This window comes from Methylobacterium aquaticum, from assembly GCF_016804325.1.
Taxonomy (GTDB): domain Bacteria; phylum Pseudomonadota; class Alphaproteobacteria; order Rhizobiales; family Beijerinckiaceae; genus Methylobacterium; species Methylobacterium aquaticum_C.
This window is the reverse complement of the sequence record NZ_CP043627.1, coordinates 557,501-573,019: the sequence shown is the minus strand read 5'-3', so window position 1 is coordinate 573,019 and position 15,519 is coordinate 557,501. Positions and strand designations below refer to the sequence as shown.

At 64.2% G+C, this 15,519-nt stretch carries 16 protein-coding genes and 1 pseudogene (1 of these 17 running past the window's edge); 14 read left to right on the top strand and 3 right to left on the bottom strand.

Features of this window, described 5'->3' with window-relative positions:
• The first annotated feature begins 33 nt into the window (after window positions 1–33).
• From F1D61_RS02595 to F1D61_RS02565, 7 genes and pseudogenes are all read left to right on the top strand, one after another.
• Complete coding sequence (locus tag F1D61_RS02595) at window positions 34–834, top strand: putative hydro-lyase (protein ID WP_203156388.1); 801 nt, start codon at window positions 34–36, stop codon at window positions 832–834.
• A gap of 140 nt (window positions 835–974) precedes the next feature.
• Window positions 975–2,225, top strand: coding sequence for an ABC transporter substrate-binding protein (locus F1D61_RS02590; protein ID WP_203156387.1), 1,251 nt, complete (start codon window positions 975–977; stop codon window positions 2,223–2,225).
• Window positions 2,226–2,502: 277 nt separating this feature from the next.
• Window positions 2,503–3,381, top strand: coding sequence for a branched-chain amino acid ABC transporter permease (locus F1D61_RS02585; RefSeq protein WP_203156386.1), 879 nt, complete (start codon window positions 2,503–2,505; stop codon window positions 3,379–3,381).
• Window positions 3,381–4,421, top strand: a complete 1,041-nt coding sequence (locus F1D61_RS02580) for a branched-chain amino acid ABC transporter permease (RefSeq protein WP_203156385.1) — start codon at window positions 3,381–3,383, stop codon at window positions 4,419–4,421. The genes F1D61_RS02585 and F1D61_RS02580 overlap by 1 nt, the downstream gene beginning before the upstream one ends.
• A complete protein-coding gene (locus tag F1D61_RS02575) occupies window positions 4,418–5,149 on the top strand; it encodes an ABC transporter ATP-binding protein (RefSeq protein ID WP_246775683.1) in 732 nt (243 codons plus the stop codon). Before F1D61_RS02580 ends, F1D61_RS02575 begins: the two co-directional genes overlap by 4 nt.
• Window positions 5,142–5,846, top strand: a complete 705-nt coding sequence (locus tag F1D61_RS02570) for an ABC transporter ATP-binding protein (RefSeq protein WP_203158890.1) — start codon at window positions 5,142–5,144, stop codon at window positions 5,844–5,846. The genes F1D61_RS02575 and F1D61_RS02570 overlap by 8 nt, the downstream gene beginning before the upstream one ends.
• A 271-nt stretch (window positions 5,847–6,117) precedes the next feature.
• Window positions 6,118–6,704: pseudogene (locus tag F1D61_RS02565) on the top strand (hypothetical protein).
• 486 nt (window positions 6,705–7,190) lie between these two features.
• On the opposite strand, the gene F1D61_RS02560 reads toward F1D61_RS02565, so the two are convergent.
• Window positions 7,191–7,598 carry a hypothetical protein gene (locus F1D61_RS02560; protein ID WP_203156384.1) on the bottom strand — a complete coding sequence of 136 codons (408 nt, stop codon included), beginning with the start codon at window positions 7,596–7,598 and terminating at the stop codon, window positions 7,191–7,193.
• A gap of 296 nt (window positions 7,599–7,894) precedes the next feature.
• Here F1D61_RS02560 and fcl point away from each other — a divergent pair, with 296 nt between their 5' ends.
• The 5 genes from fcl to F1D61_RS02540 all read left to right on the top strand — a co-directional run bounded on the left by fcl (window position 7,895) and on the right by F1D61_RS02540 (window position 12,767).
• Entirely contained in the window at window positions 7,895–8,830 is a 936-nt protein-coding gene (gene fcl / locus F1D61_RS02555; RefSeq protein WP_203156383.1) for a GDP-L-fucose synthase, read from the top strand.
• 414 nt (window positions 8,831–9,244) lie between these two features.
• Window positions 9,245–10,228, top strand: coding sequence for a GDP-mannose 4,6-dehydratase (gene gmd, locus F1D61_RS02550; RefSeq protein ID WP_203156382.1), 984 nt, complete (start codon window positions 9,245–9,247; stop codon window positions 10,226–10,228).
• Between the two features lie 9 nt (window positions 10,229–10,237).
• A complete protein-coding gene (locus tag F1D61_RS35215) occupies window positions 10,238–10,666 on the top strand; it encodes an NAD-dependent epimerase/dehydratase family protein (RefSeq protein WP_432443199.1) in 429 nt (142 codons plus the stop codon).
• The gene (locus tag F1D61_RS35210; protein WP_432443285.1) at window positions 10,582–11,214 is read left to right on the top strand and encodes a GDP-mannose 4,6-dehydratase; all 633 of its coding nucleotides are present in this window, start codon (window positions 10,582–10,584) and stop codon (window positions 11,212–11,214) included. The genes F1D61_RS35215 and F1D61_RS35210 overlap by 85 nt, the downstream gene beginning before the upstream one ends.
• Window positions 11,215–11,681: 467 nt before the next feature.
• Complete coding sequence (locus tag F1D61_RS02540; RefSeq protein ID WP_203156380.1) at window positions 11,682–12,767, top strand: NAD(P)/FAD-dependent oxidoreductase; 1,086 nt, start codon at window positions 11,682–11,684, stop codon at window positions 12,765–12,767.
• A gap of 261 nt (window positions 12,768–13,028) precedes the next feature.
• On the opposite strand, the gene F1D61_RS02535 is transcribed toward F1D61_RS02540, so the two are convergent.
• Entirely contained in the window at window positions 13,029–13,172 is a 144-nt protein-coding gene (locus F1D61_RS02535) for a hypothetical protein (protein WP_203156379.1), read from the bottom strand.
• 21 nt (window positions 13,173–13,193) lie between these two features.
• Entirely contained in the window at window positions 13,194–13,439 is a 246-nt protein-coding gene (locus F1D61_RS35205) for a transposase family protein (RefSeq protein ID WP_203156378.1), read from the bottom strand.
• Between F1D61_RS35205 and F1D61_RS02525 the strand changes: the two genes are divergently transcribed.
• Both F1D61_RS02525 and lepA read left to right on the top strand, forming a co-directional pair.
• The gene (locus F1D61_RS02525; protein ID WP_203159395.1) at window positions 13,395–13,589 is read left to right on the top strand and encodes a hypothetical protein; all 195 of its coding nucleotides are present in this window, start codon (window positions 13,395–13,397) and stop codon (window positions 13,587–13,589) included. The two genes, F1D61_RS35205 and F1D61_RS02525, sit on opposite strands and share 45 nt — an antisense overlap.
• Window positions 13,590–13,807: 218 nt before the next feature.
• On the top strand, window positions 13,808–15,519 hold the 5' portion of the coding sequence (gene lepA / locus F1D61_RS02520; protein WP_203156377.1) for a translation elongation factor 4. Its footprint extends 94 nt past the window's final position; 1,712 of the gene's 1,806 nt are visible here — the first part of the coding sequence; the start codon lies at window positions 13,808–13,810; its stop codon lies beyond the right edge, outside the window.

Genomic DNA, 15,519 nt, shown 5'->3' with positions numbered 1-15,519 from the left:
TGAGCACGGAGCCATCCGGGCAAAGGAGCGGTGATGACCCTTCCCTTCGATCGGGCGCGGATGAGCGGCGAGGCGGCGCGGCTGGCCTGCCGCAGCGGCGCCATTACCGGCTGCACCGCCGGCATCGCCGACGGCTACGTCCAGGGCAACCTCGCGGTGCTGCCCGCCGACCTCGCCGACGAGTTCCTGCTGTTTGCCCAGCGCAACCCGAAATCGTGCCCGATCATCGGCGTCTCGGCCAGGGGCGAGCGCAGCATCCCGGAACTCGGCCTCGATCTCGACATCGCCACCGACATCCCCGCCTACCGGGTCTGGCGCGACGGCGAGGTGGTGGCGGACTGCGCCTCCGTCGCGGAATTCTGGCGCGACGACCTCGTGGCCTTCGTGATCGGCTGCTCCTACTCGTTCGAGGCGGCCCTGGCCGAGGACGGGCTGCCGCTCCGCCACGTCGAGATGGGGGTGCGGGTGCCGATGTACCGCACCAGCATTCCGTGCGCCCCGGCCGGCCGCTTCTCCGGGCCGATGGTGGTGTCGATGCGCCCGCTCACCCCCGCGCAGGCCATCCGGGCGGTGCAGATCACCTCGCGGTTTCCCTCCGTCCACGGCGCGCCGGTCCATCTCGGCCGGCCGGACCTGATCGGCATCCGCGACATCGACGCGCCCGATTACGGCGACCCGGTCACGATCCGCGACGACGAGATGCCGGTCTTCTGGGCCTGCGGCGTCACCCCGCAATCGGTGATCGCCGCCGTGCGGCCGGCCTTCGCCATCACCCACGCGCCGGGCTGCATGCTGATCACCGACCGTCGCAACAGCGAATTCGCGGTGCTGTGACAGATGTCCCCGGTCCGTTCGTCGTAATCTCTCGTTCGCGCATCGTTTCCGCATTCGGGCTGGTGACAGCCTCGACACGGGCTTTTCAAAGCCGGCGGAATGAGGCTTGGATGACGTCCCCACCTCTTGGAGGCCAGCGCATGATCCGTCGTCGAGAACTCTTGGTGGGGGCCGGCGCCCTGTCGCTCGCGGGCCTGCGCGGCGCCCCGGCCCGGGCGGCGGCACCCGAGGTGGTGGTCGGCGTGCTCTACGCCATGTCGGGCCCGAGCGCGCAGGTCGGGGTGGATGCCCGCCACGCCATCGAGACGGCGCTCGACCTCATCAACAACGACCACGACCTCGACCTGCCGGGCGCCAAGGGCGCGGGCCTTGCCGGCATGGGCGGCGCCAAGATCCGCCTCGTCTTCGCCGACCACCAGGCCGACCCGCAGAAGGGCCGCGCCGAAGCCGAGCGCCTGATCACCCAGGACAAGGTCGCTGCCCTCGTCGGCTGCTACCAGTCGGCGGTCTCGGCGACGGTGAGCGCCACCGCCGAGCGCTACGGCGTGCCCTTCGTCTGCGCCGATTCCTCGTCGCCGAGCCTGCACCGCAAGGGCCTGAAGTTCTTCTTCCGCCCGGCCGCCCACGACGAGATGTTCTCGACCGCGATGTTCGACTTCCTGGATGCCCAGCGCAAGCGCGGCCAGAAGATCGACTCGGTCGCCCTGTTCTTCGAGGACACGATCTACGGCGTCGATTCGTCCACGGTGCAGCGCAAGCTCGCCGCCGAGCGCGGCTACAAGCTCGTCGCCGACGTGAAGTACAAGAGCAACTCGCCCTCGCTCACCGCCGAGGTGCAGCAGCTCAAGACCGCCAACGCCGACGTGCTGTTGCCGACGAGCTACACCACCGACGCGATCCTGCTGACGAAGACGATGGGCGAACTCGGCTACAAGCCGAAGAGCATCATCGCGCAGGCCGCCGGCTTCTCCGAGAAGGTGACCTACGACGCCGTCGGCGACAAGCTCCAGGGCGTGATCTCGCGCGGCAGCTTCTCCCTCGATCTGGCCGCCAAGCGCCCGATGGTGGCGACCGTCAACGGGATGTACAAGGCCCGGGCCGGCCGCGACTTCAACGACAATTCCTCGCGCCAGTTCATGGCGATGATCGTGCTGGCCGACGCCCTCGACCGCGCCGGCTCGACCGACGGCCAGAAGATCCGCGCCGCGCTCGCCGCCACCGACATCCCGGGCACCCGCACGGTGATGCCCTGGACCAAGGTCGCCTTCGGGCCCGACGGCCAGAACACCCATGCCGACCCGGTGCTGCTGCAATGGATCGGCGACAAGTTCGTCACGGTGTTCCCGGAATCGGCGGCCGTGGCGCCGGCCAAGTGGCCGATGAACGCGTGACGGCACAGGCGTCGATTCGCCGACGCCTGTGACACTCGCGACGTTCCAAGACGAAGCGCTCCCCCCTCTCCCGTGTGGGAGAGGGGCCGGGGGTGAGGGTGGCTCGGGCTCCCGATAAGTCGTCGGGCGTCCAGCTGCGCAGCTCGACGGTTCAGAGTCATTGCGGCGCCGTCTCCACCCTCACCCCCACCCCTCTCCCACACGGGAGAGGGGATCCCGCGCCTCTCTCGGCGGCGGTCGAACACGTCTCGCGCCCTCACCGGAGCCCCCCAACCCCATGACGACGCAAGCCCTGGTTCAGGTGCTCGCGAGCGGCCTCCTGATGGGCTTGATCTACGCCCTGATCGCGGTCGGACTCTCGCTGATCTTCGGCCTGATGGACGTGGTGAACTTCGCCCATGGCGAGTTCCTGATGCTGGCCATGTACGCGACCTTCGGGCTGGTGCTGGTCACCCATCTCGATCCGGTGGTGCTGATGCCGGTGGTCGCCGCCCTGCTCTTCATGCTCGGGGCCGCGGCTTACATGGGCGTGGTGCGCTTCGCCATGCGGGCCAAGGCCAACCAGGGCATGGTGCAGATCTTCGCGACCTTCGGGCTCGCGATCCTGCTCCAGGGTGCCGCGCAGTACCTGTTCACGCCCGATTACCGCAACGTCCAGAACACCTGGCTCGGCGGGCGCACCCTCGATCTCGGCGGGATCTTCCTGCCCTGGCCGCAGCTCTTCGGCGCCGTGGTGTCGCTCGCGGCCTTCGGCGGCCTGCACCTGCTGATGAGCCGCACCGATTTCGGCCGCGCGCTGGAGGCCACCCGCGAGGACCAGGGCGCGGTGGCGCTGGTGGGCATCGACCGCAACCGGGTCTTCGCCCTCGGCTGGGGCTTAGGGGCGGCGCTGGTCGGCCTCGCCGGGGCGGTGCTGGCGATCTTCTACTACATCCACCCCCAGGTCGGGGCGAGCTTCGCGCTCATCGCCTACGTCACGGTGGCGCTCGGCGGCTTCGGCAGCGTCGGCGGCGCGCTCGTCGCCGGCATCATCGTCGGCCTCGTCGAGGCGGTCACGGCGGTGATTCTGCCGCCGGCGCTGAAGTCCGTCGGCGTCTACGCCCTCTACCTCGCGGTGGTGTTCGTGCGGCCGCAAGGCCTGTTCGGGAGGCTTTGATGACCACGCCGACCACCGCCCTCGCGCCGGGCTCCCCGCCCGCGCGGGCCGAGGCGAGCTACGCGGCCAGGCGCCGGCGCAAGCTGATCGTCGCGCTCCTCGTCTTCGCCGCGCTCGCAGCGCTCCCCTACGGTATCAACGACGTCTATCTCCAGAACGTCCTGATCCTCACCCTGATGTATGCCGCTTTGTCGCAGAGCTGGAACATCCTGGGCGGCTATTGCGGCCAGGTGTCGCTTGGCCACGCGCTGTATTTCGGCTTCGGCGCCTACGCGACCTCGGTCCTGTTCGTCACCTACGGCGTGCTGCCGTGGTTCGGCATGCTGGCGGGCGGGCTGCTCTCGGCGCTCGTCGCGCTCGTCCTCGGCTATCCGTGCTTTCGGCTGGCCGGCCACTACTTCTCGATCGCCACCATCGTGATCGCGGAGATCGGCCTGCTGCTGGTCCACAACTGGGACTTTGTCGGCGGCGCCATGGGCATCCAGTGGCCGTTCAACCCGGATTCCTGGTGGACGCTGCAATTTGCCCGCGACAAGGTCCCGTATATCCACTTCGCCATCGGCTTCCTGGCGGTGGTCTGGTTCGTGACCTGGCTGATCGAGGGGTCGCGCTGGGGCTATTGGTGGCGCGCGGTCAAGGACGACGCCCAGGCCGCCGAGAGCCTCGGCGTCGAGGTCTTCCGCTCCAAGATGGCGGCGGCGGCCGTCTCGGCCTTCTTCACCGCCATCGGCGGCGGCTTCTACGCCGCTTACGTCTCCTACATCGATCCCGAGAGCGTGATGAGCTTCCGCTTCTCGCTGCTCTTCGCGCTCCCGGCGGTGCTCGGCGGCATCGGCACCCTGTGGGGGCCGCTCGTCGGGGCGGCGATCCTGATCCCGCTCACCGAGATCAGCCGTTCGTATCTGGGCGGCAGCGGCAGCGGCCTCGACCTGATGCTCTACGGCGTGCTGGTGATGGTGGTGGCGCTCGCCCGGCCCGAAGGCGTGCTCAGCCTGTTTCGCCGCACCCGCAAGGCCCGCAACGAGGAGGCGACACCGTGAGCGACGCTCTGCTGCGCATCGACCACGTCACCCTGCGCTTCGGCGGCCTCGTCGCCAATGCCGATGTCAGCCTCGACGTGCCGGAAGGCCAGATCCTCGGGCTGCTCGGGCCGAACGGCGCCGGCAAGTCGACGCTGTTCAACCTGATCTCCGGCACCTACCGGCCGAGCGAGGGACGGATCTTCTTTCGCGGCGAGGACATCACCGGTCTCTCCGCCCCCGAGCGCTGCCGGCGCGGCATCGCCCGCACCTTCCAGGTGCCGCGCTCGTTCGATTCGATGAACGTGCTCGAGAACGTCGTCGTCGGCGGCTTCTCCCGTCACGCCAACGCCGCGGCGGCGCGCCGCGTCGCCCTCGAAACCCTCGACTTCGCCGGTCTCGCCGACCGGGCCGAGGCGGTGGCGGGGGAGCTGACCCCGCCGGAAAAGCGCCGCCTCGAAGTCGCCCGGGCGCTCGCCACCGAGCCGAAGCTGCTCCTCCTCGACGAGGTGCTGACGGGTCTCACCCCGAGCGAGGCCAAGGCCGGGGTCGAGCTGATCCGCAAGGTCGCGGCCCGCGGCGTCACCGTCATCATGGTCGAGCACGTGATGGAGGTGGTGATGCCGCTGGTCGACCGGGCCGTCGTGCTGCATCTCGGCCGCGTCCTCGCGGAAGGCCACCCGACCGAGGTGGTGCGCCACGAGGGCGTCATCACCGCCTATCTGGGGGAGCGTCACCGTGCTGCTTGAGGTCCGCGGGCTCTCCACCGCCTATCAGGGCCTGTTGGCCATCCAGGGCGTCTCGATCGAGGTCGAGACCGGCGAGATCGTCGTCGTGGCGGGCGCCAACGGCGCCGGCAAGTCGACCTTGCTCAAATCCATCGCCGGGATGGAGCGGCCGAAATCCGGCGAGGTGGTGTTCGACGGCGCCCGCATCGACGGGCTGCCGGGCCACGCCATCACGGCGAAGGGCATCGCCTACGTGCCGGAGAACAAGCGGCTGTTCCCGCGCCTCTCCGTCGCCGACAACCTGCGGCTCGGCAGCTATCTCCACCGCAAGGAAGCCGACCGCGAGGCGCCGCTGGAGCGCGTCTTCTCGCTGTTCCCCCGCCTGAAGGAGCGCCTGCCGCAGCGCGCCGGCACCCTCTCGGGCGGCGAGCAGCAGATGCTCGCCATCGGCCGCGCCCTGATGACCCGGCCGCGCCTCCTGATGCTCGACGAGCCCTCGCAGGGCATCATGCCCAAGCTCGTCGACGAGATCTTCTCCGCCATCGAGGCGATCCGCGCCTCGGGCACCACAATCCTCCTGGTCGAGCAGCGCCTGGCCGAGTCGCTGGGCATCGCCGACCGGGCCTACGTGCTCCAGACCGGGCGGCTGATGCTCTCGGGCCCGGCGGCGACGCTGCGGGACGATCCGGAGGTGAGGCGGGTTTATCTGGGGATTTGAGGATCGCGAGGTCTGAGGGTTGTCTGGCCTGCGTGTATCTCTTTTTCTTTCCAACCCACGACCTCATCCTGAGGTGTCAGTCGATCTTCGATCGACTGACCTCGAAGGAGGGCTCCAGAAGTCGCCGCGATTCCTGGAGCCCTCCTTCGAGGCTCCCGGTGGTCGCACCTCAGGATAAGGTCGTGGGTGGGATGATTTGAAGGGGCGTCGGTGCAAGACTCCCCCCCATCCCCCCGATGCTCTACAGAGGGCTCCGCACGGAGACCCATCGATGACCAGCCGCACCACCGAGATCACGCTTGAGCGCATCGCCCTGATCCGGCGGCTGGTCGTGGCCTGGGACCCGGCGGGGCAGGGGCCCCGGTGATCCACCCGGACGCGCCCTATGGCAGCCTCGACCGCGACGGCGACATCGCCAACGTCACCGGCGACGACGAGGGCGCGGCGGAGGAGCACCGGGCGGTGGGCGAGGCGCTGGTCGCCTTCCTGCGCCATGCCGAACTCAAGCCGGGCCGCTACAGCTACCACAACCCGCTGACCAAGCTCGACCTGTCCCACGTCTCCGACGTGTTCCGCGACGAGGCAGCCGGCACCTCGCCGGAGCAGATCGTGTTCGAGGTCGGACCCGAGCACATCGCCCTGATCCGCCGCCTCGCCATGGGCTGGGATGCAGGCAGAGGCGTCCCGGCGGTGGATGCGCAGGCCCCCTATGGGCCGGGCTCCCTGGAGGAGGCGATGACCCACGCGCTCGGCGGCGCCCCGGCCGAGGATCCGGCCCGGCTGCACCGCTCGATGCAGCCCGCCCTCCAGATCTTCCTGCGCAGCGCCGACATCGCCCCGGGCGACTACGACGTCTGAACCTTATTCGATCGGGCTCTACAGATCTCGAACTCACCGCGTCATTCAGGGGCCGCGCAGCGGAGCCCGGAATCCAGAAGCGCAGGTGGAGGAGAACGAAGCGGAACGCAATCTGACTGGCCGCGAGAACTTACCCCAGGGTTGAAGGCCGCGGGCCCCTGGTGCGGGGGGCTCGATCATGCCCGGCGGCGGTGCGGGGCTGGATTGTAGCGCGCCGCGTCGACGCGCACGAATACGTGATCAACGTCATGCTCCTGCAATTTAGATCGCCGAGGAAGGCGAGGGCCGCAAAGCCGCTGCCGGCAACCAGTACGAGATCGCGCCCTGGCAGCCAGTGCCGGGCGTTGAGGATGATCTGGCGCCCGATCTCGATCAGAGGCTTGTGGCGGCAGCCTTACTCGCGGTATGCGCGCTCAGCGAGGACGGGGGCGGTGAGGAGCGGTAGGGCCCAGATCCGATGAGCCGAGGAAAAGGGCGTCAGCAGCATCAAACTGAGTCAGCGAGCCCGCTGGTCTTGATAGAGGCTATCGGCGGAGCGCGCTGGATCACGGTAGATGCCGCGGGTCTTGATGCGCTTACGCAGCGTGGCTCGAACGTATCGTCGAGGCCCGGCACCACTGGGCCAAGCGGTGCGGACGCCGAGATCAGGTGTCCGGACGGGATGCGGATGCCGGAACGGGGGTGACCAAGCGGCGCGTTTGAGGATGCGGTGGAAGTTACTGAGTGGCGCCCGTGGGCGTCGTCCATGATCCGCAGCAGGCTGGCCAAGGCGCGTCGCCCCAGGGCTAGAATGGCGCCCAGGAGCAGGATCTCGGCGTGCCGCCAGGTATGGTGGATGAAGCGTGGCGTGACGATCAGCATGAGGCCGGCGAAACTGGCGGGCAGGCCGGACATAGCGGTGTCTCTTGGTCGAAACAGCGCCGGCCAACCCACCCTCGAAGCCCGGAACGGTCGAAGTCGAGCTGAAGGTGCGCAGGTGGGCCCTCCCGCTCTCAAGCAGTGACACCACTTCACGGGATAGGGCCTACTCGACGGAACTGCACGCACCATGACCTGGCCCTGATTGAGCGTTCGATTGAATAAATGTCACCTCTTGCTAGGAGTACCAGAATCGTAATAATCAGTGACCGCAGTGCCATGACCAACCTCAGATTGTGATAGATCGGAATCTGAACCCAGGAGGGAATTAAATGTCGAATTTCATCGTTTCAGGAAAGAAAGTTTGGATAACCGGCCATAGAGGTATGGTCGGATCAGCTTTGGTGCGCAGATTTCAGCAAGAAAATTGTACAATTCTGACTGCTTCCCGCGACGAACTCGATCTTAGAAACCCTATTACTGTTCGCCAATGGCTTAAAGATCATAAGCCTGATGCGGTAATCATTGCCGCTGCAAAAGTAGGAGGAATTCTCGCAAACGACAGCTATCCGGCAGATTTCATACATGACAATATTGCTATTTCCAGCAGCATAATAAATGGAAGTTTTCATGAGGGCGTAAATAAACTCATGTTTCTTGGTTCATCTTGTATATATCCGAAGTTCGCAGCACAGCCGATAACTGAGTCCGCCTTGCTTACAGGTCCTTTGGAGCCAACAAATGAATGGTATGCCCTTGCTAAAATTGCCGGCATTAAAATGTGCCAAGCCTATCGTAAACAGCATGGCGTAGATTACATCTCAGCAATGCCTACAAATTTGTATGGCCCGGGAGATAATTATAATCTTCACACAAGTCATGTCATACCGGCATTGATACGAAAATTCCATGAAGCAAAAACTCAATCTATGAATGAAGTGGTCGTATGGGGGTCTGGAAAGCCTCTCAGAGAATTTATGCATGTTGACGATTTGGCAGATGCACTTTTTTATCTTATGGCTAATTACTCAGAATATGAACATATTAATGTCGGTTCGGGGCAAGAAATCAGTATTTATGATTTGGCCGTTCTCATATCTGATATTGTCGGATTTAAAGGAAAACTGACGTTCGACCAAAGCAAGCCCGACGGAACTCCGAGAAAGCTTATGGACTCAAGCCGGCTTAGTGATTTAGGTTGGGAGGGCAAAATAAAGATTCAGGACGGCATTAAAAATGCGTATGAAGATTTCGTTCTAAATCATTAAATCGCTGACTCTTGAGCGGGATGATCGAACAATGACGGACCCAAGACAACTGTCATTTGCAGTAAAGGAAGGCAGATTAATAGAATAAAATATTAGTATATGTATTTATATGGCAAGTGGCGAGATTATAGATCGTATGCATCGACCCTGTAAATATACAATTGGACCTCAGTAAAGAATAGTAAAAAACTGAAGTAAAAAACGAAACGGAGTATAGCTGTATCCTAATTACGGATATGGGCTGTTACTTATCTATAAAAACATCTTCTAGTTGGGTAGCTTGACGCAATCGATTTTTATGAATATAAAAAGATTACATTGCCGAATGAAAAAACTTGCAGAAAGCGGAAGTGTTGACGTTCGTGCCAAAAAAGTCCTAAGCACCGGCCCAGAAGGCAGTTTGAGGAGATAAACGTGAACGGCAAGCGTGCACTTATTACAGGCGTAACGGGGCAGGATGGCGCGTATCTCGCCCAGCTTCTGCTGCAGAAGGGATACACGGTTGCAGGCATCGTGCGTCGCTCCAGCCATGCTGGTGTCTTTGATCACCGCCTGAAATGGCTCGGTATCGAGCGCGACGTCGAGCTGATCGATGGCAACCTGATCGATCTCTCGAGCCTCATTCGAATCATACAGGCCACCAAGCCTGATGAGATCTATAATCTCGCTGCTCAGTCTTTCGTTACCTCGTCGTGGCAGCAGCCGCTGCTGACAGGACAAGTCACAGGTATCGGCGCGGCAAACCTGCTTGAAGCAGCGCGCAGCCTGGTACCGCAAGCACGTTACTATCAGGCTTCAACATCAGAGATGTTCGGCCTGATTCAGGAGCAGATGCAGAGCGAGTCGACCCCCTTCTATCCGCGCTCTCCTTACGGCGTAGCTAAGCTCTACGCCCACTGGATGACGATCAACTATCGCGAGAGCTTTGGGCTGCACACCTCCAACGGCATCTTGTTCAATCACGAGAGCCCACTGCGTGGTGTGGAGTTCGTCACGCGCAAGGTGACCGATAGTGTAGCGCGGATCAAGCTCGGGCTGGCCAAGGAGCTGCGCCTTGGTAACGTCGATGCCAAGCGCGATTGGGGTCATGCCAAGGACTACGTCCGGGCAATGTGGCTGATGCTGCAGCAGGAGACGCCGGACGACTACGTGATTGCCACGGGGCGGACCACCACCGTGCGGGATATGTGCGAGATTGCATTCCGCCACGTCGGTCTCAATACAGAAGATTATCTCGTCATTGATCCCAACTTGTTCCGCCCCGCGGAAGTAGAAGTGCTGCTGGGCAATCCCGCGAAGGCGAAAGCCAAGCTCGGCTGGGAAGCTGAGATCGGGCTGGAGGCAATGATTCAAGAGATGGTCGAAGCGGACCTCGCGAGACTGAAGTCGAAAGGCTAAAATAAGCCAATGCGCTCCCATCGCGTACTCGTCACCGGAGCCGCCGGCTTTGTCGGGCGTTACGCGATGGCGGCGCTTCGATCAAAGTTGTGCGGGGACAGTGCCCTTCTAGGAATAGGACGGACTGCCAATCCGTCCCACGCCGAAGCCGATTTTCAGGTTATCGACTTATCTGACAAGTCGGCTTTGCGCAAATGCATTGCAGATTTTGCGCCGACTCACATTCTGCATCTGGCAGCTCAAGCTTCGGTGAAGCAGGGCGGATACGCTGTCGCAGAGACGTGGCAGGCCAATGTCGGCGGTCTTTTGAATCTCGCTCAAGCTGCGATGTCGGAGGCGCGGGGGCGGCATTTATATTTGTCAGCTCAAGCGAAATATACGGCCGTGCATTCCTGTCAGGTCAACCTCTCGACGAGACGGCTTCGCCGGATCCGGTAAGTCCCTACGGTAGATCGAAATGGATTGGCGAACAGATCCTGCAGGATATCCTGGGAAGTGGTCGTGGTCATCTCATTGTCCTCAGACCGTTCAACCACACGGGTCCCGGGCAGGACGAACGCTTCGTGGCACCGTCCTTTGCATGTCAGATCGCGCGGATTGAATGTGGCCTCGCTCCTCCCTGTCTCAAGGTCGGCGATTTGACAGCAAAACGCGAGTTCCTCGACGTAAGGGATGTAGTCCGAGCCTACGTCGGTGTCATAGAGGCATCAGACCGGATAGCGGGAGGTGCGATTTTTAATATTGCATGTGGAAAGATGCGTGCAATAGAAGATTTGCTCACGTCTTTCAGGCAGCGATCGCAAGTTTCGTTCGAGGTCGAAGTCGATTCGAGTCGTCTCAGGCCGAGCGAAATCCCAGTCGCGGCGGGTAGTTCAGGTCTCCTACAAGGGGTCACCGGTTGGGTGCCCGAAGTTGCGTGGTCGAAAACACTCGACGATTTAATGGGCTATGCTAGAGGCCGATTTCAAGCTATAAACGGTAAATAACTCCTGCAAAGCGGAGGGCGTCACGATGGGAGGCGCTCAAAGCGGCAGGAGGGGAGCGCCAACACGGTCACGGCTCAACGGGTCACCTGACGGTGGCGTTCAGCGCCAGAGGTTCAACTGGTTCAAGCGCTCCTCTGACTTCTCCTGCTGCCTGATCTAGGCCCGAATCGTTGTCTCGTCCCGAACAACCGTCGGCGCATAGAAGCCCGTTGGCCGAGGAGTGCTGACCGAGACGATCTCGTGCTCCTCGAGGACCTCGTCCGCATCGGCGGCGCCAAGCCCGGATGGGATCTGACCCCGGCCTGGATGGACAAGCTCGGCCTGCCCCGTCTCGCCTGACCTCACCTCCTCGAACCGCCCGGTGCGGACCCGCATGCCGGGTGGTGCAGGAGGCGTGCAGTCCACATGGACTGCCTCCTATCCCGATTCTACAAGACCGAACGAAGAATCAGAGGGAGGAGCGGCCGATGATGGTGCTCGTCGTCGGTGCCGGGGTTGTCGGTCTCGCGATCGGTCGGGAACTGGCCCTGCGCGGCCACGAGGTGATCGTGGCGGAGGCCGAGGGCGGCATCGGGACCGGCGTGTCCTCGCGCAACTCCGAGGTGATCCATGCCGGGATGTACTACCCCGGCGGCTCGCTCCGGGCGCGCCACTGCGTCGAGGGCCGGCGCCGGCTCTACGCCTTCTGCGCGAGCCACGGGGTGCCGCACGCCAGGATCGGTAAGTTGATCGTCGCGGCGACCGAGCCGGAGGGCGCGAAGATCGCGGCGATCCACGCGCAAGGGCTCGAGAACGGCGTCGAGGGCCTGTCGCTCCTCGACGGTGAGGAGGCGCGGCGCCTGGAGCCGAACCTGACCTGCAACGCCGCGCTCCTCTCGACCGAGACCGGCATCGTCGACAGCCACGCCCTGATGCTGGCGCTGCAAGGCGACATCGAGGGGGCGGGCGGCGCGCTCGCCTTCAACACCCCGATCACGCGCCTCGCCCGCTCGCCCGAGGGCTGGGTGGCGCGCTTCGGCGAGGACGAGATCACGGTCGATGCCGTGGTGAACGCCGCGAGCTTCGGCGCGCAAGGCCTCGCCCGGGCGACCGAGGGCTATCCCGAGGCCCGGGTGCCGCGGCTGGTACTCGCCAAGGGCAGTTATTTCGGCTGCATCGGGCGGCCGGCCTTCTCGCGGCTGATTTATCCTGCGCCCGTTGAGGGCGGATTGGGCATCCATCTCACCCTCGATCTCGCCGGACGGATGCGCTTCGGCCCCGACGTCGAGTGGATCGGCGGGCCCGATTACGAGGTCGATCCCGGCCGCGGTGCCCTGTTCACCGCCGCGATCCGCCGCTACTGGCCCGCGCTTCCCGACGGCGCGCTGGTGCCCGACTATGCCGGCATCCGCCCGAAGCTGTCCGGCCCGGGGGAGGGGGCTGCCGACTTCCTCATCGACGGCCCGGCAGAGCACGGGCTGCCAGGGCTGGTGCATCTCTTCGGCATCGAGAGCCCGGGACTGACCTCGAGCCTGTCGCTGGCCGAGGACGTCGCGGATCGGTTGGGGGCGTAGGGTTCATCGCGCAATTAGGGGTCCAGACGAGCCTCGCGCAGGACCGACAATCCGACTCTCAACCCCACCCCGAGCAACCATTAGACTGGTCGGCTTCGGCATGATTTTGCGGCGGGCAGCGCTGGGCAGGAGTATGGACGACGCTTCGCCTTGCCCACATTCCTGCCCATGCAACACCAGCAGCAGGTGAGATCGCTTGGTTCGGTTTTACTCCCGCGACCGGATGGCGATGGCCGGCCAGCGGGACCTGGTTCCGATGCGTCAGGCGACCTTGCCCGCCGGCCTCTCCGGCGGTCCAGGCCGTGCCCGCTGCAACACGGTCTTGGCAAAGACCAGTCGCTTGCGCGTACAGGCGATCATCACGAGCCTGAACGGCTTGCCCTCCTGGCTCAGCTGCTCGCGCATCGCCACCAGGTCCGGGTTCCTCTACCCTGGCGATCGTGCTCGACGCGTTCGCCGGGCGCGCGGTGCGCGGAGGTCCGTAGGCATCTGTGCAAACGTGCGGCGTCGGCAGGTCGAGCTGAGGCAGTAGAACCGCCGCACCTCGATGCGGAGCTTGGTCTGCGATGCCGGCAGCGGCAGATCGGAGGGATGGCGGTGGTAGCGGCGATGGACGGACCGGCTCGCATGACCGCACCCGGGGCACCGGCCGCCGGCTGTGTGCAGTCGCATCGGGATGACGAGGCGATCCTCGCGTCGCTCGACAAACCGTGCGACGCGGCGCTCGGGGATGGCCAGGAGAATGCCCAGGCCACCGACGACGAGGACGGTGGGTCACCCATCATCGGCCGGGGTCAGTCCGCCGCCATCCCCGCAAAGTGAGCAAGAACCAGAAACGGGGCAATCCCGGGGTGGAAGGTCGGCTCGTCGTGTGACGACCGACGTGCTTGCCGCCCGCACCACCCCCCGCCCAAAGAATCGCGTGCGTCCGGCCGCCGTCTTGGCGCGGCGGGGTGCCGCTGCTATCTCCCGTCCACTCTTATCCCCACCGCCGTGCGCCCCGCGCATCGCAGCGCCTGCGCGCCGGAGACAGCCTCACGATGACCGCGTCCCCCATCGACAACATCCGCAACTTCTCGATCGTCGCCCATATCGACCACGGCAAGTCGACGCTCGCCGACCGGCTGATCCAGATCACCGGGGCGGTCGCGGCGCGCGACATGAGCGAGCAGATGCTCGACTCGATGGACATCGAGAAGGAGCGCGGCATCACCATCAAGGCGCAGACCGTGCGCCTGGAATACAAGGCGCAGGACGGGCGCGACTACGTCCTCAACCTGATGGACACTCCCGGCCACGTCGATTTCGCCTACGAGGTGTCGCGCTCGCTCGCCGCCTGCGAGGGCTCGCTCCTCGTCGTCGACGCCTCCCAGGGCGTCGAGGCGCAGACGCTGGCCAACGTCTACCAGGCCCTCGACGCCAACCACGAGATCGTTCCGGTCCTCAACAAGATCGACCTGCCGGCGGCCGAGCCCGACCGGGTCAAGGAGCAGATCGAGGAGGTGATCGGCATCGATGCCAAGGACGCGGTGCCGATCTCGGCCAAGACCGGCGTCAACATCGAGGCGGTGCTGGAGGCGATCGTCACCCGCCTGCCGCCGCCGAAGGGCGACCGTACGGCGCCGCTGAAGGCGCTGCTGGTCGATTCCTGGTACGACGTCTATCTCGGCGTCGTCGTGCTGGTGCGCATCGTCGACGGCGTGCTCAAGAAGGGCATGACGATCCGCATGATGGGGGCGGATGCCGCCTACGGCGTCGAGCGCCTCGGCGTATTCCGCCCGAAGATGCAGGACATGGCCGAACTCGGCCCCGGCGAGGTCGGCTTCTTCACCGGCTCGATCAAGGAAGTCGCCGATACCCGCGTCGGCGACACCATTACCGAGGACAAGCGCAAGACCAAGGAGGCGATGCCGGGCTTCAAGCCTGTGCAGCCGGTGGTGTTCTGCGGTCTGTTCCCGGTCGATGCCGCGGATTTCGAGAATCTGCGCGGCGCGATGGGCAAGTTGCGGCTCAACGACGCCTCGTTCTCTTATGAGATGGAGACCTCGGCCGCCCTCGGTTTCGGCTTCCGCTGCGGCTTCCTCGGGCTTCTCCATCTCGAGATCATCCAGGAGCGGCTGGAGCGCGAGTTCAACCTTGACCTGATCTCGACTGCGCCGAGCGTGGTCTACCACCTCAACATGTCCGACGGGGAGAAGAAGGAGCTTCACAACCCGGCGGACATGCCCGACGTGATGAAGATCGACACGATCGAGGAGCCCTGGATCCGCGCCACCATCATGACGCCGGACGAGTATCTCGGCGGCGTGCTCAAGCTGTGCCAGGACCGGCGCGGCACGCAGATCGACCTCAACTACGTCGGCAAGCGTGCCATGGTCGTCTATGACCTGCCGCTCAACGAGGTGGTGTTCGATTTCTACGACCGGCTGAAGTCGATCTCGAAGGGCTACGCCTCATTCGACTACCATATCTCGGATTACCGCGAGGGTGACCTCGTGAAGATGTCGATCCTGGTCAATGCCGAGCCGGTCGACGCGCTTTCCATGCTGGTCCACCGCACCCGCGCCGAGAGCCGTGGTCGCGCCATGTGCGAGAAGCTGAAGGACCTGATCCCGCGCCACCTGTTCCAGATTCCGGTCCAGGCGGCGATCGGCGGCAAGATCATTGCCCGCGAGACGATCCGGGCCCTGTCCAAGGACGTCACCGCGAAGTGCTATGGCGGCGACATCTCCCGCAAGCGCAAGCTCCTCGA